This is a genomic window from Streptomyces sp. NPDC127114 (assembly GCF_042677525.1).
Lineage (GTDB): Bacteria > Actinomycetota > Actinomycetes > Streptomycetales > Streptomycetaceae > Streptomyces.
Genome location: NZ_JBHXTJ010000014.1, coordinates 1 through 22,590 on the forward strand (window position 1 = coordinate 1; position 22,590 = coordinate 22,590).

21 protein-coding genes are annotated in these 22,590 nt (G+C 73.6%); 10 read left to right on the forward strand and 11 right to left on the reverse strand.

Going from position 1 to position 22,590, the window contains the following annotated elements; translation table 11 throughout:
* Nucleotides 1-162: 162 nt before the first annotated feature.
* The 3 genes from ACFVGS_RS16480 to ACFVGS_RS16490 all read right to left on the reverse strand — a co-directional run bounded on the left by ACFVGS_RS16480 (nucleotide 163) and on the right by ACFVGS_RS16490 (nucleotide 3,145).
* Nucleotides 163-747, reverse strand: coding sequence for a nucleosidase (locus tag ACFVGS_RS16480; protein WP_385692814.1), 585 nt, complete (start codon nucleotides 745-747; stop codon nucleotides 163-165).
* Nucleotides 748-800: 53 nt separating this feature from the next.
* On the reverse strand, nucleotides 801-2,186 hold the full coding sequence (locus tag ACFVGS_RS16485; protein ID WP_385692926.1) for a VWA domain-containing protein: 1,386 nt from the start codon (nucleotides 2,184-2,186) through the stop codon (nucleotides 801-803).
* Between the two features lie 89 nt (nucleotides 2,187-2,275).
* A complete protein-coding gene (locus ACFVGS_RS16490; RefSeq protein WP_384406758.1) occupies nucleotides 2,276-3,145 on the reverse strand; it encodes an AAA family ATPase in 870 nt (289 codons plus the stop codon).
* A gap of 250 nt (nucleotides 3,146-3,395) precedes the next feature.
* Between ACFVGS_RS16490 and ACFVGS_RS16495 the strand changes: the two genes are divergently transcribed.
* A complete protein-coding gene (locus ACFVGS_RS16495; RefSeq protein ID WP_385692815.1) occupies nucleotides 3,396-4,547 on the forward strand; it encodes a PP2C family protein-serine/threonine phosphatase in 1,152 nt (383 codons plus the stop codon).
* Nucleotides 4,548-4,673: 126 nt separating this feature from the next.
* Nucleotides 4,674-5,051 carry a luciferase family protein gene (locus tag ACFVGS_RS16500; RefSeq protein WP_384406754.1) on the forward strand — a complete coding sequence of 126 codons (378 nt, stop codon included), beginning with the start codon at nucleotides 4,674-4,676 and terminating at the stop codon, nucleotides 5,049-5,051.
* Nucleotides 5,052-5,070: 19 nt separating this feature from the next.
* On the opposite strand, the gene ACFVGS_RS16505 is transcribed toward ACFVGS_RS16500, so the two are convergent.
* On the reverse strand, nucleotides 5,071-5,559 hold the full coding sequence (locus ACFVGS_RS16505; RefSeq protein WP_384406752.1) for a PaaI family thioesterase: 489 nt from the start codon (nucleotides 5,557-5,559) through the stop codon (nucleotides 5,071-5,073).
* Between the two features lie 110 nt (nucleotides 5,560-5,669).
* Between ACFVGS_RS16505 and ACFVGS_RS16510 the strand changes: the two genes are divergently transcribed.
* The 3 genes from ACFVGS_RS16510 (at nucleotide 5,670) to ACFVGS_RS16520 (ending at nucleotide 7,759) form a co-directional block, all read left to right on the forward strand.
* On the forward strand, nucleotides 5,670-6,143 hold the full coding sequence (locus ACFVGS_RS16510) for a winged helix-turn-helix transcriptional regulator (RefSeq protein WP_384406750.1): 474 nt from the start codon (nucleotides 5,670-5,672) through the stop codon (nucleotides 6,141-6,143).
* 75 nt (nucleotides 6,144-6,218) lie between these two features.
* Complete coding sequence (locus ACFVGS_RS16515) at nucleotides 6,219-7,094, forward strand: YhjD/YihY/BrkB family envelope integrity protein (RefSeq protein ID WP_384406748.1); 876 nt, start codon at nucleotides 6,219-6,221, stop codon at nucleotides 7,092-7,094.
* Between the two features lie 164 nt (nucleotides 7,095-7,258).
* Nucleotides 7,259-7,759 carry an NUDIX domain-containing protein gene (locus ACFVGS_RS16520; protein WP_385692816.1) on the forward strand — a complete coding sequence of 167 codons (501 nt, stop codon included), beginning with the start codon at nucleotides 7,259-7,261 and terminating at the stop codon, nucleotides 7,757-7,759.
* 69 nt (nucleotides 7,760-7,828) lie between these two features.
* Here the strand turns inward: ACFVGS_RS16520 and ACFVGS_RS16525 are convergent, their stop codons facing one another.
* Nucleotides 7,829-8,353, reverse strand: a complete 525-nt coding sequence (locus tag ACFVGS_RS16525; RefSeq protein WP_384406744.1) for a hypothetical protein — start codon at nucleotides 8,351-8,353, stop codon at nucleotides 7,829-7,831.
* Between the two features lie 201 nt (nucleotides 8,354-8,554).
* Between ACFVGS_RS16525 and ACFVGS_RS16530 the strand changes: the two genes are divergently transcribed.
* Nucleotides 8,555-8,791, forward strand: a complete 237-nt coding sequence (locus ACFVGS_RS16530) for a hypothetical protein (RefSeq protein ID WP_384406742.1) — start codon at nucleotides 8,555-8,557, stop codon at nucleotides 8,789-8,791.
* 219 nt (nucleotides 8,792-9,010) lie between these two features.
* Nucleotides 9,011-9,508, forward strand: coding sequence for a peptidylprolyl isomerase (locus ACFVGS_RS16535; RefSeq protein WP_384406740.1), 498 nt, complete (start codon nucleotides 9,011-9,013; stop codon nucleotides 9,506-9,508).
* A 126-nt stretch (nucleotides 9,509-9,634) separates the two neighbouring features.
* On the opposite strand, the gene ACFVGS_RS16540 is transcribed toward ACFVGS_RS16535, so the two are convergent.
* Nucleotides 9,635-9,886: a type B 50S ribosomal protein L31 gene (locus tag ACFVGS_RS16540; protein ID WP_384406738.1), complete on the reverse strand. Its 252-nt coding sequence runs from the start codon at nucleotides 9,884-9,886 to the stop codon at nucleotides 9,635-9,637.
* A gap of 107 nt (nucleotides 9,887-9,993) precedes the next feature.
* Nucleotides 9,994-12,528 (reverse strand): SpoIIE family protein phosphatase, encoded by a 2,535-nt coding sequence (locus tag ACFVGS_RS16545; RefSeq protein ID WP_384406736.1) that lies wholly within the window; start codon nucleotides 12,526-12,528, stop codon nucleotides 9,994-9,996.
* 212 nt (nucleotides 12,529-12,740) lie between these two features.
* Between ACFVGS_RS16545 and ACFVGS_RS16550 the strand changes: the two genes are divergently transcribed.
* Both ACFVGS_RS16550 and ACFVGS_RS16555 read left to right on the forward strand, forming a co-directional pair.
* Entirely contained in the window at nucleotides 12,741-13,505 is a 765-nt protein-coding gene (locus ACFVGS_RS16550; RefSeq protein ID WP_384406734.1) for an alpha/beta fold hydrolase, read from the forward strand.
* 102 nt (nucleotides 13,506-13,607) lie between these two features.
* Nucleotides 13,608-13,928 (forward strand): hypothetical protein, encoded by a 321-nt coding sequence (locus ACFVGS_RS16555; protein WP_385692817.1) that lies wholly within the window; start codon nucleotides 13,608-13,610, stop codon nucleotides 13,926-13,928.
* Nucleotides 13,929-13,958: 30 nt separating this feature from the next.
* Here the strand turns inward: ACFVGS_RS16555 and ACFVGS_RS16560 are convergent, their stop codons facing one another.
* On the reverse strand, nucleotides 13,959-16,985 hold the full coding sequence (locus ACFVGS_RS16560) for a protease pro-enzyme activation domain-containing protein (protein ID WP_385692818.1): 3,027 nt from the start codon (nucleotides 16,983-16,985) through the stop codon (nucleotides 13,959-13,961).
* A gap of 347 nt (nucleotides 16,986-17,332) precedes the next feature.
* Between ACFVGS_RS16560 and ACFVGS_RS16565 the strand changes: the two genes are divergently transcribed.
* Nucleotides 17,333-18,988, forward strand: coding sequence for a GMC oxidoreductase (locus ACFVGS_RS16565; RefSeq protein ID WP_384406728.1), 1,656 nt, complete (start codon nucleotides 17,333-17,335; stop codon nucleotides 18,986-18,988).
* Nucleotides 18,989-19,069: 81 nt separating this feature from the next.
* Here ACFVGS_RS16565 and ACFVGS_RS16570 read toward each other — a convergent pair whose 3' ends face one another.
* The 3 genes from ACFVGS_RS16570 to ACFVGS_RS16580 form a co-directional block, all read right to left on the reverse strand.
* The gene (locus tag ACFVGS_RS16570) at nucleotides 19,070-19,549 is read right to left on the reverse strand and encodes a carboxymuconolactone decarboxylase family protein (protein WP_384406726.1); all 480 of its coding nucleotides are present in this window, start codon (nucleotides 19,547-19,549) and stop codon (nucleotides 19,070-19,072) included.
* Nucleotides 19,546-20,625 (reverse strand): dihydrodipicolinate reductase, encoded by a 1,080-nt coding sequence (locus ACFVGS_RS16575; RefSeq protein ID WP_385692819.1) that lies wholly within the window; start codon nucleotides 20,623-20,625, stop codon nucleotides 19,546-19,548. The genes ACFVGS_RS16570 and ACFVGS_RS16575 overlap by 4 nt, the downstream gene beginning before the upstream one ends.
* Nucleotides 20,626-20,724: 99 nt before the next feature.
* Nucleotides 20,725-22,524: a hypothetical protein gene (locus tag ACFVGS_RS16580; protein WP_384406722.1), complete on the reverse strand. Its 1,800-nt coding sequence runs from the start codon at nucleotides 22,522-22,524 to the stop codon at nucleotides 20,725-20,727.
* Nucleotides 22,525-22,590: the final 66 nt, after the last annotated feature.

A 22,590-nucleotide genomic window follows, 5' to 3' on the forward strand; every position in this document is an offset into this window, starting at 1 on the left:
GGGGCCGGGCGGACCGCCCGGCCCCTCGACGCGCCGCGTCAGACGGAGCCGGACCGGCCGGCGGCCAGGGTTCCGCGGGCCGCCGTGCCGGCCGTCGCCGTGTCTCTGGGGGCGGTGCTTGGGGCCGGTGCCTCTCGGGCCGGTGCCTGTCGGGTCGGTGTCTCAGGCGCGGTACGGCGTGTTGGCCTCGGCCCAGTCGGCCAGCGCCCTCGCGCACTCGGCGATCGACTCGCGCCAGCTGCGGGCCGCGCCCTCGCCCGCCTCGTCGCTCACGTGCTTCACCAGCCGCAGCGGCACCCCGGCGCATGCGGCGGCCGTCGCGAGCGCGTAGCCCTCCATGTCCACCAGTGCGGCGCGCAGCGCGAGCCGCTCGCGCGCCGCCTCGTCGGAGATGAAGGCGTCGCCGGTCGCCAGCACCACGTCACCGCCGTCGGGCAGGGTGATCGGCGCCCCGTAGGTCTCGCCGGTGAGCGTCGCGAGCAGTTCGCCGTCGAGGTCGTGCTGGATGACCGTGCCGACGACATGGGTACCGGTGAAGCCCGTGCGCAGCGCGCCCGCCGTGCCGAGGTTGACGACCTCGGAGGGACGCGGCCCGCGCGCCAGGACCGTGGCGAGCGCCGTCGCCGCGTTGACCTTGCCCATGCCGGTCAGCAGCACCGGCAGGTCGGTGTCGAGGTGCTGGGCCTCCTCCTTGACCGCGAGGACGAGCAGGGGACGGCCGGCCGTGATCTCACCGATGAGTTCCATGCGGGCCACGCTACCGCGTACGCCACGATCCGCCCTGCTCAGGGCGCCCGCGCTCAGACCGGGAGCAGCCGTCCGACGAGCTCGGCGAGCTGCCCGGCGTTGCGGCAGGGGCGCATCTCGACCAGCTCCGCGTAGGCGTGCGCGACGGAGTCGCCGGTGGACCAGAGGGCGGGCTGCTCCGGGTTGAGCCAGTACACCCGGCGGGCCCGGTCCGCAACGAGCCTCAGGGCCGCGAGATTCGGGTCGCTGCGGTTGGTGCGGGCGTCGCCGAGCACGAAGACCACCGTGCGCGGCCCCAGGACGTCGACGTAACGCTCGGCGAACTCACCGAGCGCCGTCCCGTAGTCGCTCTGGCCGTGCCAGCCGGTCAGCGTCGCCTCGGCGAGGATCCGCTCGCCCAGACCGGCCGGATCCGCGCGGGCCCTCGCCACCAGGTCCGTCACCTCGTCGACCCGGTTGACGAACGCGAACACCCGGACCCGGCTGAACTGGTCGTGCAGCGCCTGCACCAGCAGCATCGTGAAGTGCGCGAATCCCGCCACCGAGCCCGACACGTCACACAGCAGCACCAGTTCCGGCCGCCCCGGGCGCCGTCGCCGCAGCACCGGCCGCACCGGCACACCGCCGGTCGACAGCGAACGCCGCAGGGTGCGCCGCAGATCGATCTCGCCGCGCGCGGCCCGGCGCCGGCGCGCGGCGAGCCGGGTGGCGAGCTTCCGGGCGAGCGGCCGTACGGTCCGCCGGAGCTCGTCGAGCTGGTCCCGGCCGGCGAGCAGGAAGTCGACCCGGTCCGCCGTGGCGGCCACCGCCCGCCGGGCCACCCGGTCCCGGCCCTGCCGCAGCGCCACCCGGCGGCGGGCCTCCGTCCGCACCCGCTCCCGGAAGTCCTCGATGCGCCGCCGGATCTCGTCGTCGGTCAGCCGGTCGGCGAACTCCGGCACCTCCCGGGTGCTCCCGTCGCCGCCGCCCTCCCCGCTCGCGAGCATCGCCCGGATCCGGGCCAGCAGCGTCTCGGGGCGGAGCCGGGAGAGCGTCTGGTACGAGGACCAGCCGTCCGAGCCGGGCGTCGTGCCGTACCCGCCGAGCGCCCCGACGGCCTCGCCGGCCAGCACGTTCAGCGCCGTGTCGTCGCCCGCCGCGAGCGCGGCGGCCAGCCGGTCGCGCAGCCGGGCCAGTTCGGAGGCGGGGTCGCCCGCGGAGTCGTCGTCGCCCGGCGCTCCCGGCTCCTCCTCCTCGGCCCGTCCCTCGACCGTCGGGAAGTACAGGTCGAAGACGTGGTCGAAAAGCCTTCGCTGTGCCGCTCCGTGCAACAGCGTGGCGGCGAGCGCCTCCCGCATCCGTTCCCGGTCGTCGAAGCCCACCGCCGTGAGGGCGAGTCCCGCGTCGACCGTCTCGCCCGTTCCGATGCGGAGGCCGTGCGCCCGCAGCGCCCGCACCAGGCCGGTGACCCGGTCGCCCGGGCCGGCCGGGCCGCCGGGAGAAGCCGGTGCGTCCGCCGGGTCCGGCCGGCCCTCCGGGAGAACGGCGCTCACATCGTGTCCAGGTCCAGCTTGGCGGCCGCCTTCCGGATGTCCTCCTGGTGCTTGAGGATCACCCCCAGGCTGTCCCGCACGACGTCCTCGGAGAGCGTGTCCGCGCCCAGCGCGAGCAGGGTGCGGGCCCAGTCGACGGTCTCGGCCACCGACGGCGCCTTCCGCAGGTCCATCGCACGCAGGGCGCCGACGACCCGCACCACGGAGGCCGTGAGCGCCTCGTCGATGCCGGGCACCTTGCTCCGGACGATCCGCCGCTCCAGCTCCTCCTCGGGGAAGTCGATGTGCAGGAACAGGCAGCGACGGCGCAGCGCCTCGGAAAGCTCCCGGCCGGCGTTGGAGGTGAGGACGACGAAGGGCCGGCGGGTGGCGGTGATGGTGCCGAGTTCCGGCACGGTCACCTGGAAGTCGCCGAGTACCTCCAGGAGCAGTCCCTCGACCTCGACGTCGGCCTTGTCGGTCTCGTCGACGAGCAGCACGGTCGGCTCGTCGGAGCGGATGGCGGTGAGCAGCGGCCGGGACAGCAGGAACTCCTCGCCGAAGATGTCCGTACGGGTCTCGTCCCAGCTCTCGTCGCGGCCCGCGGTGATCCGCAGCAGCTGCTTGGCGTGGTTCCACTCGTACAGGGCGCGCGCCTCGTCCACGCCCTCGTAGCACTGCAGCCTGACCAGGCGCGCCCCCGCGACGGCGGCGACCGCCTTCGCCAGCTCCGTCTTGCCCACTCCGGCGGGCCCCTCGACGAGCAGCGGCTTTCCCAGCCGGTCCGCGAGGAAGACGGTGGTGGCGACGGCGGGCGAGGCCAGATAGCCGGTCGCGGCGAGGCGCTCGACGACGTCGTCGACGGAGCTGAAGTACCCGGTCGTCATTGCTGTTCCCCCCGGTGTGCCCTGGGTTACTCACTGGTAACGGCAGCCTAGCGCTCGGCACGCCGATCCGGCACGGGTCACGGACGGACGCCTCGGAACAAGGCCCGCACGGAACGGACCACGGCCTCGTCGAGGGTGACCCGGCGCTGGTCCGGGGGGTGCCGCGCGCGGGGTGGACGGGCCGCTGATGGAATGGAGGGACGTGAACGGGTGTGGAGGTGCGGTGTCCGGACGAGCGGGGGAGCGGTCCTTGCCGGAGGGGGAGTACGAGGCCGTCCTCGCCCGGCTCGACGCACTGGAGCACGCCGCTGCCGAGATAGGCACCCGGCCCGAGGAAGGGACCGTCTGCGCCGAACTCGCCGAGTTCCTGGTGCGGCGGGTCGCCGATGCAGCCGCCGTCGATTTCCAGCCGCAGCCGCCGGAGGAGGGCGGGACCGCCACCGGCGTCGCCGTCACCGCCGGGAAGGGGGCCCTGCTCGACCGCCCCGTCGACGGCCCCGCGGACGACGAGCAGCGCACCGGCGCCGTCCTGGTGCTGCCGCTGCGCACGCCGCAGGGCGAGGACATGGGCCGGGTCCGCGTGGCCCGGGCCGCCGGCGGTTTCTCCGCGCACGAGACGGCCGTCGTCGCCCACGCGGCACGGCTCGCCGCCGTCCACCTCGGGCACGCGCGCCGGCTTGCCGCCACCGAGGCCACCGCGTTGCACCTGCAGCGCGCCCTGGTCGCGGAGCCGGGCCGGCCCCACCCCAATCTGGAGATCGCGGGCCGCTATCTCCCCGTCGGCCCGCGCACCCTCGTCGGCGGCGACTGGTTCGAGACGGTACGGCTCCACTTCGGCCGCAGCCTCCTGGTCGTCGGCGACGTCATGGGCCACGGCCTCGACGCCGCCGTGGACATGAACGCCTATCGGAGCGCGCTGCGCGAGGTCGCCGCGTCCGACCTGCCGCCGCACCGGGTCCTGCGCCAGCTGGACGCCGTCGTGGCCGAGGACGAGGGGCGGCGGCCGGCGACCTGTCTGCTGATCCAGGTCGACCCGGCGCGCTCCACCGCGACCTTCGCCAGCGCGGGGCACCTCCCGCCGGTCGTCTTCGCCGCCGACGGCTCGGCCGAACTCGTCGACCTGCCCGTCGGGCCGCCGCTCGGCACCGGACTCGGCGGCTACGAACCGGCCGTCCGCGCCCTCGCACCGTCCGACACCCTGCTGCTGTTCACCGACGGCCTCGTCGAACGGCGTGGCGAGGACATCGACGTCTCGCTCGACCGGCTCGCCGCACTGCGGCTGCCGCCGGGCTCCGGGCCGGAGGAAGTGGTCGACGAGGTGCTGCGCCGACTCGACGCGCGTACGGCCGAGGACGACGTCGCGGTGCTCGCCGCGCGACGCCGCGAACGCCCTCAGGAGTGACGCGGAAGCACCAGGGTGTGACGTGAACGCACCACGGTGTGACGCGAGTCGACGGGTTTCAGGCATGGGCGGGATTATTTCCGCCGGACGCTTGTGCCGCCCCGTCCGGCGCGGCACGCTCCTCGTATGAACACAGCCAGGCACGCCAGTGAACGCCTGATGAGCTGGCCCTCGCTGATCGCCGACCGGGCGCCGTGCGGCGCCGAGCTCGGACTGCGCACCGCTACGCAGGAGATCGTGCACTTCCACGGCGAGCACGAAGCCGACGTCCACCTCACCCGCGCCATGATCGCCCGGCTGCGGCCGGCCCTCCTCGGATCGAGCGCGCTGCGACTGCGCGCCGGTTCCGGCTGGGTGACGGTCCGTCTGGACGCGGGCTCGGACATCGACCTGCTCGCCACCCTGGTCAGTGCCGCGCTCCAGGCCACCGGCGCCCCCTATCCCGCCGACGACCTCGCTCCCGACCACTGCACCCGCACCGGACGCCCGTTCGTCTGCTCCTGACCCGGGCCGGACCGCCGGCTCAGGCCATGGGGAACAGCATGCACGTGCTGGTCGCGTGCCCGAGCAGCCGGTCCTGTCCGTCGTAAAGACCCGCCTCCGCCAGCGCCGTCCGGCGGCCCCGGCTCAGCACTGTGCCGATCGCCCGCACCTTGCCGGTGTCCCGCGTGATCGGGCGCAGGAAGCGGGTCGACAGGTCGAGCGAGGTGTACCCCATGCCCTGCGGCAGCGTGGAGTGCACGGCGCAGCCCGCCGCCGAGTCGAGCAGGGTCGCGTAGACGCCTCCGTGCACGCTCCCGATCGGGTTGTAGTGCTCCTCGCCCGGCTCGAAGGAGAAAACCGCCCGGCCGTCCTCGACCTCGTCCAGGGCGAAGCCGAGCAGCGCGCCGAGCGGCGCGGCGGGAAGGCGGCCCTCGGCGATCGCGCGGAGGAAGTCCAGACCCGCCATCGTGCCGGCGGCCGCGGCGGTGGCCGCGGCGTCCTCCCAGCGCACCGTTCGTGTCCGCTCCATCACTGTTCCCTCCGCCGGGGGCGCGCGCCCGCCATCTGACTTCGAAGATCGAAGCTAGATGTTCGGTCGGCTGACTGTCAACGTCGCAGTCAGCTCGTTAGAGTGGGACGATGGAGTGGCTGGAGATCGACACCGAGAACTGCCCGGTCCGCCGCGCGCTGGACCTGGTGGGCGAGAAGTGGTCCCTGCTGATCCTGCGGGACGCCTTCAACGGAGTGCGCCGCTACGACGACTTCCGCCGCCACCTCGGACTCTCCGAGGCGGTCCTCGCCGACCGGCTGCGCAAGCTCGTCGCCGCCGGAATCCTGCGCGTCGAGCCCTATCGCGAACCCGGCTCCCGCACCCGCTCCCAGTACCGCCTCACCTCCAGAGGCCGCGACCTGTGGCCCGTCCTGCTCGCCCTCAAGCAGTGGGGCGACACCCACGCCGGCGACCCGGCAGGAACCCCGCTGGACATCAGCCACTCCGACTGCGGCGCGCCCGTCCGCGTCGAGGTCGTCTGCACCGGCGAGGAGCACAGGCCGCTCACCCCCTTCGAGGTTACCGTCCGCCCCGGTCCCGCCGCCCGCCCCGTCCGGCACTGAGTCTCCGGCGGCAGGTGCACCCGTTCGGCCGCATGCCGGACGGGTTCCGCCGGCCGGCGGGGTACTCGACGAGGCATGCCCCCCACTTCCGGTGCGCCGCGCGACGGTGCCCCCGCCGAGCACGGCCACTGGTTCCACCGGCTCCACGTCCGCGTCCTCGCGTCACCGGTCGGCCTCGTCTGGAACCGCGGCCGCGAGGTGGAACTGATGCACCGCGCCATGGGGTTCGCCGCGCTCAGCCTCCTCACCCTCGTGCCCCTCCTCATCGTGGTCGCCGCCGCCGACCTCGCCAGCGGCCAGGGCTTCGCCCGCTGGCTCGTCCAGGGCCTCGGCGTCTCCGAGGTCTCCCAGGAGGAGGTCGAACGGCTCTTCGGGCAGCCGGGACAGGCCCTGCAGCGCACCACCGCCTTCGGTCTCGCCGCCCTCGCCGCGTTCGGCGTGACCTTCGGATCGGCCGTCCAGACCGGCTACGAACGGGTCTGGGACCTGCCCACCGCCCGCTGGCACACCATGTGGCGCCATGTCGTCTGGCTCGCCGTCCTCGTCGCGGCACTCCTCCTCTTCGTCGCCGGCCCGGTCTCCGAACACGCGTCGGCAGCCGTCACCACCCTCGTCGCCGTCGGCGACGTCGTCGGCACCTTCCTCTTCTTCTGGTGGTCGCAGCGCTTCCTGCTGTGCGGCCGCATCCGCTGGCGCGCCCTCGTCCCGGGAGCCGTCCTCACCGCCCTGGGCCTGCTCGGCCTGCGCGTCTTCTCCCAGCTGGTCTTCTCGCCCCTCATCGCCTCCAACGCCGTCACCTACGGCCAGTTCGGCACGGTCCTCGTCCTGCAGTCGTGGCTCGTCGGCGTGGGCTTCGTGGTGTACGGAGGCGCCCTCGTCGGACGGCTCGTGCACGAACGGCTCGTGGAGCGCCGGCTGCTCCGCGAACTCCGGGACCCCGGCGACCGCTGACCCACGCCGGTCGTCCACGGGAACGGCGCCGGCCGGCTGTCGACGTCCTGGACCGAGGTGATCACACGATCCGGTGACGCCCGTGCGGGGGGCCCGACGGGGCCGGTCCGACCGCTTGGATGGTGGTGATCGTTCTGCCGCCCTCGACGAGAAAGAGCTGCCCCATGACCCACGCCTGGCTGCCGCCCGCCGAGTACATCGCGACGCTGCCGAGAGCGACCGCGTACGCCTGCCTCTACTTCACGGACACGCGCGGGCGCCCGTTCCAGCTCCTCGCCACCCAGGCGTCCGAGCACTGGCAGTGGCCCGGCGGGAACATGGATCCGGGCGAGACCCCGTGGGAGACGGCCCTGAGGGAATGCCGCGAGGAGACCGGTCTGGTCTTCGCCGGCGAACCCCGGCTGCTCGGCACCCACTTCACCTGCGACCGCGGCGAGGACTGGCCGGCCAACCACATCGGCTTCATCTTCGACGGCGGGGAGCTGACCGACGAGCAGATCGACGCCGTCGTCCTCGACCCGGAGGAGCACAGCGCCTGCCAGGTCCGCTCGCTCGCCGAGTGGGAGCGGGAGATGACCCGGCAGACCTTCCGGCGGCTGGTCGCGATCGACCGGGCCCGCCGGACCGGCGAGACCGTCTACCTGGAGACCGCGGACCCTTCCTGACCCCGGTCCCGACCGGAGAAGGAGCGGTGGCCGGCCCGGGACCGGCCACCGCCCCGTGGCGGTCGCGGCTCAGCCGCGGCACAGGGGTGCGGGATGGGCGACGTCCAGCACGAAGCGTTCGGGGGAGTGCAGGACGAAGGTCTTGTAGAAGGGCTTGACGTGGAAGGCGGCTCCGACGGTGACCACGCCCTCGAAGTCGCCGGTCAGGGCGACACCCTTGAGGGCGGGAAGGTGGATCTTCAGCAGCCGGGGTCCCTTGTAGACGGACTGGCCGGCATCGTTGTGGGCGGCGGCGGGCGAGAGCTTGATCTCCAGGAAGTACTTCCCGGCGAGCGGCACCTTCTGGCCCGAGCCGTCGTAGCGCAGCACCTTCACCGGAGTGACGCTCACCGGGGGCATCGTGCCCCGGACGTCGATGACCAGCCGGTCGAAGGTGGGGTGGCCGCCCCAGCGGACGTTCACGACCTGGGCCATGGCCGGCGGGGTCGTGGTGCGGGTCGGGGCGGCAGTGGCACCTGCGGGGATCGTGGCGCCGATCCCGGCGGTGAGGAGAATGCCCGCGGCAGCGGCCGCGAGGCTCTGACGGTGAAGCATGGCGTCCCCCGGGTTCCTCGTGCGATGGGGACAGTGGTGTCACTGGGGAAGACATCCGTCGCGAAAGGATGGTTCCGCCGGAATGGTGAAATTTCCTACTGTCATGCATTATGCGCCGCGTCGGGCCGGCCGGATGACGACGTACGGAATCGGTGCGGGCGGCACCCGTAACCTCGACGGCCCTGCGCAGTTGACCCGGGCATGAAGAAGCGCAGCATGCTCGCCATCGCCTCCCTCGCCGCAGGCGTCGTCACCGCCCTCGTCACCCCTCCCCCGAACGCCTCCGCCGCGGACTCCGGCGGCGCGGCCGGCGGCGTCACCGGCCTGCTCCAGGAGGACCAGGGCGTCGGTGCCCTCCTGGGCGACACCGTCGAGGGCGCCGGCGACGTCCAGGCCCCACAGGCGCCGGAGGCGCCCACGACCGGCGGTCTCCTCTGACCGCGGAGTCCCCGCAGCTCACCGGCTGACGTGCTCCACGCGCCGCGCGCATGCCACGTACGCCGCGGACCGTCGGACGTTCCCGTGCCCCGTACCGCCCTTCAAGGGCTACGGGGCACCTGCATGTAGCGCCGCTCCCGCCTGTCCTCATCCCGCGCCGACACCCGAGAGGGGCAGGCCCGTGCGCGCGCAGTGGCTGAGGAATGACAGGATGTCCCCATGAGCAACAACGTTTTCTTCGACATCACCATCAACGACGAGCCGGCCGGCCGGATCGTCTTCGAGCTCTTCGACGACGTCGTCCCGAAGACCGCCCGCAACTTCCGCGAGCTGGCCACCGGCGAGCACGGCTTCGGCTACGCCGGCTCCCCGTTCCACCGCGTCATCCCGCAGTTCATGCTCCAGGGCGGTGACTTCACCAACGAGAACGGCACCGGCGGCAAGAGCATCTACGGCGAGAAGTTCGCCGACGAGAACTTCCAGCTCAAGCACGACCGCCCGTTCCTGCTCTCGATGGCGAACGCGGGCAAGAACACCAACGGCTCGCAGTTCTTCATCACCACCATCGTCACCGACTGGCTCGACGGCAAGCACGTCGTCTTCGGCCAGGTCGTCGAGGGCCAGGACGTCGTCAAGAAGGTCGAGGCCCTGGGCTCTCCCTCCGGTCGCACCAAGGCCGAGGTCCGCGTCGCCAAGTCCGGCGTCGTCGAGGCCTGATCCTGCGACGGCCGGTCTCTCCCGACACCGGCCCGACCCACGGCCGCCCCGGCCGTCGACCACCGCCCCCGCGCCGCGTCCGGCCGGGGGCGGTCGCACGGCCACGGCCCTCGCCGGCACGGCGCCTCAGGCGTCGTCCCCGCCGTAGCGGCGCTCGAACCTGGCGATCCGCCCCTCCGTGTCCACCGTCCGCGCCTTGCCCGTGTAGAACGGGTGGCTCTCGGACGAGATCTCGACGTCGACCACCGGATACGTCTCGCCGTCGTCCCACTCGATGGTCTGGTCGCTGTTCGCCGTGGAACGGGTCAGAAAGGCGAACCCGGCCGCCCGGTCGCGGAACACCACGGGCCGGTACTCCGGCTGCTTGTCCTGCTGCACATGTCCTCCTCGGACGGGGTGAAGGGGGTCGGCACCGCACGTCCCCCGCTCCGCCCAGCGTCTCCGGGCAGCGCCCGGACAACCAGCGCCGTACGACCGACCGGGCGTCACCCGGACGGGTGGGAGCCCCAGCGGGCCGCCAGGAGCAGGGCGATGTCGTCGGGCCGGTCGGGCGCCTGCCGCGCCTCCCGGATCAGCCGGTCGGCGGTATCGGCGAGCGGAGCCGTGCCGGTGGCCGCGAACGTGCGGCGCAGCCGCTCCACGCCCTCGTCGATGTCCGTGCCGGGCCGCTCCACCAGACCGTCCGTGAACAGGGCGAGCACGTCGCCGGCTTCGAGCCGCAGCCGCGTCACCGGATAGCCGGCCGCGCCGTCCACGCCGAGCACCACGCCGCCCGCGAGTTCCACCACCTCCGTGCCGCCGCCCGCCCGGCGCAGCAGCGGCTGCGGATGCCCGGCCCGCGCCGCCTCCGCCTCGCCGGTGCGCGGGTCGAGGACGACGTAGCAGCAGCTCGCGAACTGGCCCGGGTCCAGATCGATGAGCAGCCGGTTGGTGGCCCGCACCACCTCCTGCGGCGGGTGCCCGCTGAGCGCGAACGCCCGTACCGCGCTGCGCAGCTGACCCATCGTGGCCGCCGCGGCCACCCCGTGGCCCTGCACGTCGCCGATGACGAGGGCCAGCCGGCCCGGCTCCGTCTCCACCACGTCGTACCAGTCGCCGCCCACGTCCATGCCCTGCGTGCCCGGCAGATACCGGCCGACCGTGTCCACGCCCTCGTACACCGGCAGCCGGTGCGGCAGCAGCGCGTCCTGCAGCCCCCGGGCCAGCGCCGACTCGGAGTCGTAGCGCTGCGCCCGCTCGAGGGCCTGGGCGATCAGCCCCGCGAGCGCCGTGAGCACCGTCCGCTCCTCGGCGGTGAAGCCGCGCGGCTTGTCGAAGCCGAGGATGCACGAGCCCACCGGCCGCCCCGAGGCGATCAGCGGCAGGAAGGCCCGCGCCCCCGTGTGCGCGTCCAGCGGCATCCCCGGATAGGCCGTGCCGAGCTGGTCCATCGACTCGAAGAACAGCGGCCGTCCCGTCGTCAACGTCTCCACGCCCGGCACCCGGGCGTCGAGGCCGACCCCGTCGAAGGGCTCGAGGAAGCCCGTCGGGAAGCCGGTCTCCCACGCCAGATAGAGATGCCGCTCGCTCAGCAGATAGATCGCCAGCTGCCGTCCGCCGAAGGCCGGCAGGAGCTCCTCGGTGACCACCGCCGACACCTGGCGGGCCGTCACCGCCTCGGAGAGCGCGATGGCGAGGGCCACCGGACGGTACAGGGCCGCCGCCCGCCCCTCGGGCGGGGAGAGACCGTCGTCCTCGTCGGCGGCGGCCCCGCCCCGTGCCCCGCCCTCGGCCGGGTCGCCCGCGGCCAGGTCGCCCTCCGGTACCAGCACCAGGGTGACCCCGTCCCGCCCCGGATAGAGCGAGACCGACAGCCACGACCCGCGTCCCGGGTGCGCCAGGAAATGGATCGGCTGGTCCGACAGCAGGGCCCCGCGCAGCTGCTCCTCGTGGTACGGGTGCGCGAACCACGGCACCGCCTCCCACAGCGGCCGGCCGGCCAGGGCGCCGCGCGCCACGCCCAGCAGGGCCTCGGTGCGCTCGTTGACGTACGTGATCCTCCCGAGCCGGTCGATCGCCAGGATCGCCCGGGGCAGCCGGTCCGTGGCGTCCGAGCCGACGAGCCCGGTCCCCAGGTCGACCAGGGACCCGGTCAGGACGTGTCCGTCCCGGCCGTCGGCGAGGGGCCGGGCGGTCACCTCCAGCAGGTGCAGACCGCCGTCCGGGCCCTTCAGCCGGATCCGGCGCGCCGCGGGACCGCCGGATTCCGCGGCCTGCCGGGCCAGCGCCCCCAGGGCGTAGGCGTCCTCGGGGACCAGCCGGGCGGTCAGCGACTCGACCGTCCACGGCAGCGGGTCGGGCATGCCGAGGATCTCGCGCAGACCCGCGTCCGCCGTGAGCGTGCCGGAATCCAGGTCCCAGTCGAAATAGCCGATCCGTACGCGCGGCCCGGTCCTGGTCGGCAGCTGGACGGACACCGGCTCGCCCGGCCACTCGACCCGTGTCCCGTGGGCGGCGAGCGCGCCGAGCGTCACACCGAGCCGGCGCGCCTCCTGCAGCATCCGGCTGCGGTCCCGCGCGTCCACCGGCACCCCGGGCGTGGGCGTGCGCAGCACCACCAGCACCCCGTACCGCTCCCTGCCGCCGAGCACCGGCGTGTACAGCGAGGCGAAGGGGAACGGCAGGCTGGCCACCAGCTGGGGAAACAGTCGCATGGCCTCCTCGACGTCCCCCAGGTGGACCGGCTGGCCCGACCGGTGCGCCTCGGCCACCGGGAACGGCCGGTTCTCATGCATCCGCCACCACGGCCGGAACAGCTGCCCGGGAAGCCCCGCGAGCACGGCCAGCCGCAGCAGCCCCGAGGTGCCGGATCGCAGATAGACCCCGCCCGCGTAGCCGCCGACCGCTTCGACGGCCCGCAGCACCGACTCCGCGAGGACGGCCGTCAGGGCGTCCGCCACCCACCCGGCGGCGCCCGGCTCCGGGCGCGCGGGCCCGGTCTCGGCCGACGGGGCGGTGCCTGCCGCGCCGTTCGAGGTCACACAGCCAGCATGCTCCCGCCCGGAAGGGCACCGCATCCGGAGTCCCCGGCGGTACGGACGCCTGGACGCCGCGCCGGGACCCCACGAGCCCCGTCCGCCGGGACCCGGAACCACCCCTTGGGGGCATTGACCCGGCCCGGACGGCTCGCGAGACTCGGCGTCGGCTGCCGCGGCGGGCGCGCAGCCCCGACACCTCGTGACCAGGGGGCATCATGACCGGCCGGGTTCTTCCGTACGACGTCCAGGGCAGCGGTCCGCACCGGGCCCTGGTGCTGCACAACTGGTTCGGCGACCGCAGCAGCTTCGCACCGCTCCGCGAGCACCTGGACGGAACCACCGGGTCCTACGCCTTCCTCGACTGCCGCGGCTACGGGGAGGCCATCGACGCCGACGGCGCGTACACCATGGAGGAGGTCGCCGCGGACGCCCTGGCCGTCGCCGACGACCTCGGCTGGGACACCTTCTCCGTCGTCGGCCACTCCATGGGCGGCAAGGCCGCCCAGCTGATGCTGCTCGACGCGCCCGAGCGCGTGCGCTCCATCGTCGGGATCTCACCCGTCTCCGCGGCCGGCTTCCCGCTCGACGAGGACACCTGGGCGCTCTTCGCCGGCGCCGCCGAGAACCCCGGCAACCGCCGGGTCATCATCGACAACACCACCGGCGGCCGCTACGACGACGCGTGGCTCTCGGCCCTCGTGGACCGCTCCCTGCGCCGTTCCTCGGCCACCGCCTTCCGCGCCTACCTCGACTCCTGGTCGCGCACGGACTTCCACGAGCGGGTCCGCGACAACCCGGCGCCCGTCCTGCTCGTCGTCGGCGCCCACGACCCGGCGCTCGGCGCGGACGCCATGGAGGCCACGTGGCTGCGCTGGTACCCCAACGCGCGCCTCACGGTCCTGCCCGAGGCCGGGCACTACGCGCCCGAGGAGACCCCGAAGGAGCTCGCCGACGCCATCGAGGCCTTCCTGGCCGCCTGACGCGCGAGCCGGCGCGCGGTCGCGCGCGGCGCCGGGGAGACTGGTCCGGAGCGGGCCGCACGGCGGTCCCGCTGCGTACGGCGCGGAGAGGTGGTGCACGGCATGGTCCTGGCCCTGACGGCGGCGGTCGCGGCGGCGCTGCTGGTGTGCCGCCTCGCCCTGCGCGAGCGCGTCGCCCCGGGCACCGCCCGCCGCGCCCTCGCCTTCACCCGCGACCGGCGCGCCCTTGCCGCGGGGCTGCTCGCCGGAGTGCTGCTCGCGGGTCTCGGCTGGCGGGCGGCCGGTCCCGGTGCGCTCGCCTGGGCGGCGCTCGCGGCGGTGCTTGTCGCGGCCCTGACGTCCGGCTCCGGAGACGGCGAGGGCCCCGCCCCCGGCGCTCGCGCGACGGGGACGGGGCCCGGGGGCTCCCGCGATCAGGAGTGACGTGTCAGGTGACGCGTCACGGGTGACGTCTCAGGAGTAGTAGCCGAACAGGTCGGCGATCACGTGGACCGTTCCGGTGTTCGCCCGGAAGTCGATCTTGCCGTTGACGACCGGCACGGTGACGAGGTTGGCCGTGGTCTGCCCGGTCGTCCAGTTGAGGTTGGACGCGTTCGGCAGCGTCGTGCCGTCGGGCCACACCGTCAGGAAGCCGTTGCTCGTCGGCGCGGTGGCGGTGACGTTGAGGACGACCGCCTTGGCGTTGGCCAGCGTGTGACCGTCGTTCAGGTTCAGCGCCAGCGGCGTGCCGCCCTTGAGCGGCGTGGTGCCGGAGGTGCCGAGCGCGTACCGGGTGTCGAGCAGTCGGGCCGGGCCCGCGGTGTGGAAGGTGCTGCCCTCCGCGCCCGGGGTGTAGTAGCCGAAGACGTCGGCGATGAAGTGCACGGTGCCGCTGCCGGCGTTGTACAGGTTCACCTTGCCGTCGGCGCCGATCGGGAGGACCACCGCGTTCGGACGGGTCTGGCCGGTGAGCCAGTTGATGTTCGACGAGGTGGGGCGGGTGGTGCCGCTCGGGTAGGCGATCAGGTGGCCGTTCGACGTCGGCGAGGTGGCCGTGACGTTGAGGACCACCGCGGTGGCGCCCGTGGCCGGGACGCCGCCGGCGCCCGCCACCGTCAGGGAGACGGTGCCCTTGCCGGCGACCGGGGAGGTGCCGGCGCGGCCGATGGCGTTGCGGGTGTCCAGGATGCGGGCCGGGCCCTTGGGCACGTAGGTCGAGCCCTCGGTGCCGGTGGTGAAGTAGCCCGAGATGTCCGCGATCAGGTGGACGGTGGAGCCGCCCGCGTTGTACAGGTCGACCGAGCCGTCCTTGCCGACCGGGACGGTCACCAGGTTCGGGACGGTCTCGCCCTTCAGCCAGTTCATGTTCGACGAGGCCGGGCGGGTGGTGCCGCTCGGGTACGCGATCAGGAAGCCGGGGCCGGCCGGCGCGGTGGCGGTGACGTTCATGACGACCGCGGTCACGCCGGACGCCGGGACGCCGCCCACGCCGGTCACCTTCAGCTTGACGGTGCCCTTGGCCGGGACCGGCGAGGTGCCGGTGCGGCCGATGCCGTAACGGGTGTCCAGGATGCGGGCCGGGGCGAGCGCGTCGAAGGTGCTCGCGGGGGAGGGGGCGACGGCCTTGCACAGGCCGGCGACGATCTCGCGCCCGTTCGGGGTGCCGAGGCCGGTGGCCAGGTCGAAGCCGGCGCCCGCCTGGTAGAGCCCGCTGAAGTTGCCCGACTTGGTCAGGTTGGTGTTGCCGGTGGTGACGTCACGGAAGGCAGTCGCCGGCAGCTGGTACAGCGCGCGGTGGACGGCGCCGACCGGGCCGTTGGCCTGGCACGCCAGGTCCTGGTTGGCCTGTCCGAGCAGCGCGGACCAGACCGGCGCGGCGCCGCTGGTGCCGCCCATGACGCCCCAGTACTGGCCGCCGCCGAAGGCGATCGGGTAGCCGGTGGCCGGGTCGGCGACGCCGGCGACGTCCGGGAGCTGACGGCAGGTGGTGTCGGCGGGCGCCGCGCAGAGGTCGCTGTAGCCCGCGCCGGTGCGGCCGGCCTGGAAGCCGTCCGCCGGGACGGTGAAGCCGCGCGAGACACCGCCGCCGGAGCCGGACCACGTGGTCTGGTTGGAGACGGAGGTCTGCATCGTGGTGCCGCCGACCGCGAGGACGTACGGCGAGGCCGACGGGAAGTCGACGACCAGCTGGTCCTGGTCGGGAACCTCGGGGTGCGGAGTGCCCTCGTCGTCGATCGGCAGGTAGCAGCCGGTCGAGCCGCTGTCGCCGGAGGCGACGACGACGGTCTGGCCCTGGGCCGCGGCCTGCTGGAAGATCAGGTTCTGGGCGGACCGGGCGTCGGCCGGCGTGTGGACCTCGCACAGACCCCAGCTGACCGAGACCACCTTGGCGCGGTTCTCGGTGACGATCTGGCGGTACGTGGCCGTGGCGTCGGTCCAGGTGTTCTTGCCCTGGTAGACGAGGATCTTGGACTGCGGGGCGAGACCGATGATGGTCTGGACGTCCAGCGCGGTCTCCAGGCCGGCGCCGCTGCCGAACGGGTCCACCGGCTCGGTCGGCCCGCCGTTCACGCGGACGGCGGTCACGGGCACCCGGGTGCCGTGGCAGCGCTGGTACTCCGCGATGTCCTTGGGGTCGTAGTTCTCGAGCGCGTAGACCGCGATGGTGGCGCCGGTCTGCACGTTCGGCTGGTTGGCCATGTTGTACTGGGCGGCCAGCGAGCGGGCGCTCCAGTAGTCCTTGGTGTCGTACAGCGGCGGGTACTCGGGGTCGCCCGCGTACGCCAGGTAGTCCTTGACGTCCTGACACATCGTCGGGGTCGTGCCGGTGAGCCGCGGCTGCAGGGCACGGGTGTCCGTGGCCGTCTGCTTCTTGCGGTTCCCGCCCTTGACGCCGGTGTTGCGGGGCTTGTACGAGTCCAGGGTGTTCAGACCGACGACGGTGCGCACCTCGTCCGCGACCCGGCCGTCGAAGGCGGGGGCGGCCGTGTTGAGGTGGCCGGTCGTGCCGTCCTTCAGCTTGTAGCCGTCGAACTCGGTCCGGAAGGCCTTGGCCGCGCCGGCGACGGTCGTCTTCACCGGCAGGGTGAGGCCGTCGGCCTCCAGCTCGCCGACGGTGAGGCCCTTGGCCTCGAGGCCGGCGCGCACCTCGCGCACCGTCTCCGGCTCGGCGCCGAAGACCTTCGCGAACTCGCCCGTACCCAGGTACTGGCGGTAGCGCGGCGAGCCGGGGGTGGAGACCTCGGCGACGAACCGCTGCAGCGCGGCCGGGTCGCGGGGCTCCAGGACGACGCTCAGGTCGAGCGTCTCGCCCGGGGCCGGATCGGCCGTGCGGACGGCGCCCTTCGGCGCCTTGGGTGCCGCTCCGACCCGCTGCGGGCCCGGGTCCTTCGCCGGCGCGGCCGGCGCGGCCGAAGCCGGGACGGCGGCCGCGGTGACGGCCAGGGCGGCGACGGCGGCCGCACCCCATCTGAATGCCTTGCTACGGGCGGTTCCGCCCATGCACACGCTCCCTCTCACGATCCGCGTCGCGCGCGGCCGCGGGCAGCGGGCAGCCCGGAAGGAGCAGCGAAGGTGGAACCCGGGCACGGCGCCGCAGCGCTCCGAGCCCGTCCAGCGTGAAACCCCCCCGGTGCCGTCCACGCGCACTCGCAGGCGGCAGAGCGACGACCAGACGTGAAGGTTTATCAGGCCCGTATCCGCGTTCGACACGCGGGGGTGGGTTCGTTGCTCGAACGTGATCGCGAGCGATGATTTTCGGCCGGAAGTTACCGGTCGGTTTCTCGTGACTTCCCAAGAACGTCCCAGTAGAACATGTTCCCATTCCCTCCCAGGGTGAGGAACATCACGTGAGTGACAGATCCTTTTCGGCCTCGCATTCCAGAGGCCTGACCCGCCGTCGGTTCGTCACAGGAACCGGTTCCATTCTGGGTGGCCTGGCGCTCGCCGGTCACACCGCCTCCGCGCAGGCCGCGACCTCCGCCGAGGTCCGGTCCGCCCTCGCGTCCATCCCCTCCGGGGCCCGCGTCCCCGCCCTCGTCGTCGGCTCCGGATACGGCGGTTCCGTCGCCGCGCTCCGGCTCGCCGAGGCGGGCGTCGACGTCCATCTGGTCGAAATGGGCATGGCCTGGGACACTCCCGGTTCAGACGGGAAGATCTTCGCCAACACCACCAGACCCGACTACCGTTCCTTCTGGCTGCGCACCCGCACCAAGCAGCCGCTGAGCCAGTTCCTCGGCTTCCCCCTCGACAAGGACGTGCCCCGCTACACCGGGATCCTGGACGCCGAGGACTTCGCCGGGATCACCGTCTACCAGGGCCGCGGCGTCGGCGGCGGCTCCCTCGTCAACGGCGGCATGGCCGTCACGCCGCGCCGCGAGGTCTTCCCGTCGCTCCTGCCGACCGTCGATCCCGCCGAGATGTACGCCACCTACTACCCGCGTGCCAACGCCGGACTCGGCGTCACCGACGTGGACCGGGCGTGGTGGGAGAGCGCCGACTGCTACCAGTACGCGCGCGTCGGCCGCAAGCACGCCGAACGCTCCGGCTTCCCCTTCGTCTTCGTGCCCAACGTCTACGACTGGGACTACATGAAGCAGGAGGCCACGGGCGCCGTACCGAAGTCCGCCCTCGAAGGCGAGGTCATCTACGGCAACAACCACGGCAAGAAGAGCCTGCAGAAGACCTACCTCGCGCGCGCCGCCGCGACCGGCCGGGTGGCCGTCTCCCCGCTCCACAGGGTCACCACCGTCACTCCCGCGTCCGGCGGCGGCTACACCGTGGTCATCGAGCGGACCGACACCACCGGCGCCACCGTCGAGACCAAGACGGTCACCGCCGACCGGGTCTTCTTCGCCGCCGGCAGCGTCGGCACCAGCAAGCTGCTCACCCGGCTGAAGGCCACCGGCGCGCTGCCCGCGCTCAACGACCGCGTCGGAAAGAACTGGGGCGACAACGGCAACGTCATGTGCGGCCGGGCCAACCACATGTGGGACCCCACCGGGAAGCTCCAGTCCGCCATGCCCACCGCCGGCATCGACAACTGGGACGCCGGCGGCGCCTTCGCCGAGGTCGCCCCACTGCCGACCGGCATCGAGACCTACGCGTCCTTCTACCTGTCCATCACCAGGACCCCGCACCGCGCCCAGTTCAGCTGGAACGCCGCCGCCGGGCGCGTCGACCTCAGCTGGGACCGGGCCTGGAAGCAGACCTCCATCGACGCGGCCAGGACGATCTTCGACAGGATCAACGCCAAGGAGGGCACGATCTACCGCACCGACCTGTTCGGCGCCTACAAGATCTGGGGCGACCACCTGACGTACCACCCGCTCGGCGGCGCCGTCCTCGGCGAGGCCACGGACAACCACGGCCGCCTGCACGGCTACGACGGCCTGTACGTGATCGACGGCGCCCTCATCCCCGGCAGCACCAGCGTCAACCCGTTCGTCACCATCACCGCGCTCGCCGAACGCAACATCGAGAAGATCATCGCGACCGACCTGTGAGGCGGCCGGGGTGCGAACCGCACGCGAAGGGGCCGGCCGGGAGAGATCCCGGCCGGCCCTCCTCGCCCGCCCCGCCGCCGCTCAGTGCGTCGGCAGCACGCACACCGTGTCGAGACCGAGCACGCGGTTGAGCCGGCCGAACGCCAGCCACGAGCCCAGGCTCATCGTCAGCTCCACGATCTCCACCTGGCTGTACGCGGCCGTCATCCGGGACCAGAACTCCTCGTCCAGGTGATGGTGGTCGAGCGCGTACCGCTCCGCGTACTCCGCCGCGAGCCTGGTCCGCTCGTCGAAGGCGTCCGTCGTGCGCCACTCGAGGACCGCGTCGGCGAAGGACTCCTCGACCTTCTCCCCGTCCCGGTCAGTCCGCCAGTCCAGACAGAACCGGCACCCGTTGATCTGCGCGATCCGCAGCCGCGCCGCCTCGAACTCACGCAGCCCCAGCGTCGTGTGGGAGTACACGGACAACGAGAAGTTCGCCGCCGCCATGCCGATGCCCGGCACCATGTCGCCCCACACGTAGCCGATCGGCTCCTGCCCCTCAGGAATGTCGATGATCACCGCCTTCTCCTTCCCAGCTTCCCCACCGCCGGGCGCAACGGCACGTCCAGCGCGTCGTACAGCCCCGGTTCCGCCTCCGCCAGCCAGTCGATCGCTCCCACGAGCCGGCCCACGGCGGTCGCGTTGCCGCCCGCCGACCGGTTCTCGCCCTCGTCCGAGGCCTCGACCGTCACCTCGATCCGCGGCCGACCCTCCACGATCACCCGGTGCGCGCCCGAACCGTCCGGCGGCACCGGCCAGTCCGGGGCGCAGTCCGGATGGATCCGGGTGACGTGCTCGATCACCAGGAGGGGCTCGCCGTCGACGATCCCCTGCACCTCGAAGCGGACCGCGCCCTGCGTACCCGCGGCGAACTCGCCCATCGTCCGGGTCCGCACCGTCGCCTCCAGCGGACGCCGGTCCAGGGTCTCGCGGATCTCGTCGAGCTCGACGCCGAGCGCCCGGGCCATCAGCCGCAGCTGCCCGCCCCAGACCATCGTCGGCACCGAGGGCAGCAGCATCGGCGGCTCGTAGTCCATGGGCTGCCCCATGCCGACGAGCAGACGGACCGACTCCTCCTGCTCGTACGTCGAGTAGTCGAAGATCTCCTGACAGCGGATGGCCTCCACCGTGCTGCCGAGACCGCTCACGAGCAGCGGCAGCACGTCGTTGCCCCAGCCCGGGTCCACGCCCGAGGCGAAGAGCGATCCGCCGCCCTCCTTCACCGCCGCGAGGACCGGGTCCCGGAACTCGGGCGGTGCGCCCCGGTGGTCGTACAGCGGGTACAGCGACGGCGTGACCACCACGGCGCCCGCCCGCACGGCCCGGACGACGTCGCCCAGCGCCTCGTCCGGACGCATGTCCCCGGACGCCGCGTACACCACGGCGCCGGGGCCTTCGGCCAGCACGGCCGTCACGTCGTCCCGGGCGGCCACGCCCAGCACGCGCCCGAGCCCGGCGAGCTCACCCGCGTCACGGCCGACCTTGGCGGGGTTCGCGACGAGGACGGCCGAGAGTTCGAGCGCCGGATGGGCGTCGACGGCACGGATCGCCGCACGCCCGACATTTCCGGTTCCCCATACCACGGTCGGAATCATGCGCGGAGGGTAGCGCCGGGGGCGCGAGGTTCCCAGAGGTGTGACGCACCGGATCTGACGGAGCGTCAGCACCCCTGGGAGAGGGCCGTCGGTGCCGGCTCAGCGGCGGCCCGCGACACAGTCGGCACAGGCCCTCGGGTCCTCCTCCGCGAGCCGCCGCAGCGCGGCCGCCGCCCGCTCGGCCGGGGGAGCGCCGTCGTCGGGCAGGCGCCAGACGAACTGGAGCCAGGGCCCGTCCTCGTCCACCGCGCCCTCGAAGAACCCCGGGCGGTACAGGAACCACAGCACGGTGGTGTCCGGCGCCCGGTGGTCGGCGCCCGCGTGGAGGAACCTCGCGTCCCAGCGGGCGAGGAGCCCGGGACGCTCCCGCAGCCCCGCGTCGATCAGCCGGCCGGCGGTCCGGGCCGGCCACGACCAGCCGTCGTCGGCGGTCGCCCGGGTGAGCTCGGCGTCGTAGGCGGCGGCGTCGAAGCGGTACGCCGGGAGCTCGGGCGCCGGATGGCCGGAGGGCAGCCGGGCTGGATGACGCCAGTCCCGCCACACCACCTCGTCGCCCTCGCGGACGACGGTCACCCGGAGCGCGCCGCAACAGCCCTCGCTGCACCACGCCTCGGCCAGCTTCACCTCGTGCGGCTCCTCCGTGGCCCGCAGGGCGCGCCGGTCGAGGAGGTACTCGGGGGCCTCGGCGGCGCCGCGTCCGAAGAGCGCCGGCACGAGTGGCCTGTCGTCGACGAGGACGCGGGCCTCGACCGGTTCGCCGTCGAGGGGATCGCGCGAGAGGACCACGATCCTCAGCCGCCCGGACGGCCCGGGCGTCCGGAACAGCAGCTCGGAGGTGTACCGCAGCCAGGCCGCCCGCCGCCGCACGGCGGACGGGGCGTCCGGGCCGGGCTCCTCGAAGGCGCCCTCCCACGCGGGCGAGGCGAGCAGGGCGCCGAGCGCGTCGAGCAGCTGCTCGCGCTGTCCCTCCCGCCAGGGCAGGAGATGCGTCGGCCCGCTGTGCAGGTCGACGGCGAGGGACAGCAGCACGGCGGCGTGGTCGACGGTCGGGGGCAGCGCGGAGGCGCGCCGCACGACGGCCTCGCAGACCTCGACCGCGTCGCCGTAGCAGAGGATCTCCGCCTGGTAGTCGCGCGGGCTCGCCATCCGTACGAGAAGCCGTCCCGCCCGCGCGAGCAGGCGCGGGTCGACCGGGCCGTCGCGCAGCAGCCCGGCCAGGCCGACGGCCTCGGCGATGCGCCGGGCGGGCGAGGGCCCGACCGCGCGCACGTCCCATGACGGCCCGACCATCAACGCCCGGAGGCCGGAAGCCGGCGCCACGAGCAGGGCGTCCACCAGCGGACGCAGCTCGGACTTCGTGACCCGGTCGTCCAGCCAGCGGAGCGCGGCGGTCTGCGGATCCAGCGGCTCCAGGGCCGCCACGGCGAGGCTCGAAAGGTTCCTGAGACGCGCGAGCGTCCTGAGGGACGGCACGTCCTCGGGCTCCCCGAGCCGCCGCATGAGCGCGAGACCCACGCTGACGGACCGGCTCTCCCGGCCCGTACGGACCAGGCGGCGGCCGAGGGCCCGCGCGGCGGCCTCGTCGTCGAGCGGCAGGGAGAGCACGGCGCCGACCAGCGCGCCCACCGGGACCGGGAGTCCGGCGAGGCGGCGCTCGACCGCCTCGGCGGCGGTCCGGGTGTCGGGACCGGCGAGCAGCGGGCCGAGGGCCGACCGGACGGCGGCGAAGGCCTTCTTTCCCCGCAGCCGAACAGAGCCCGGGGGCACTGACGGCTCATCAGGAGCCGGATAGCCGCCGACAGGCGGCCGGCCGTCCGGCTCGGCGGCTAGCCGACCGAGGACGTAGGCGTACAGCGAGGGCCGGGAGGTGAGCGCTCCGCGCTCTTCCTGGGCGCTCACCGGGTGAAGGTGGACTCGATTCTGTCGATCATGCTCCGATGGTGCCGCAGCCGGGGCGTGCGGTCC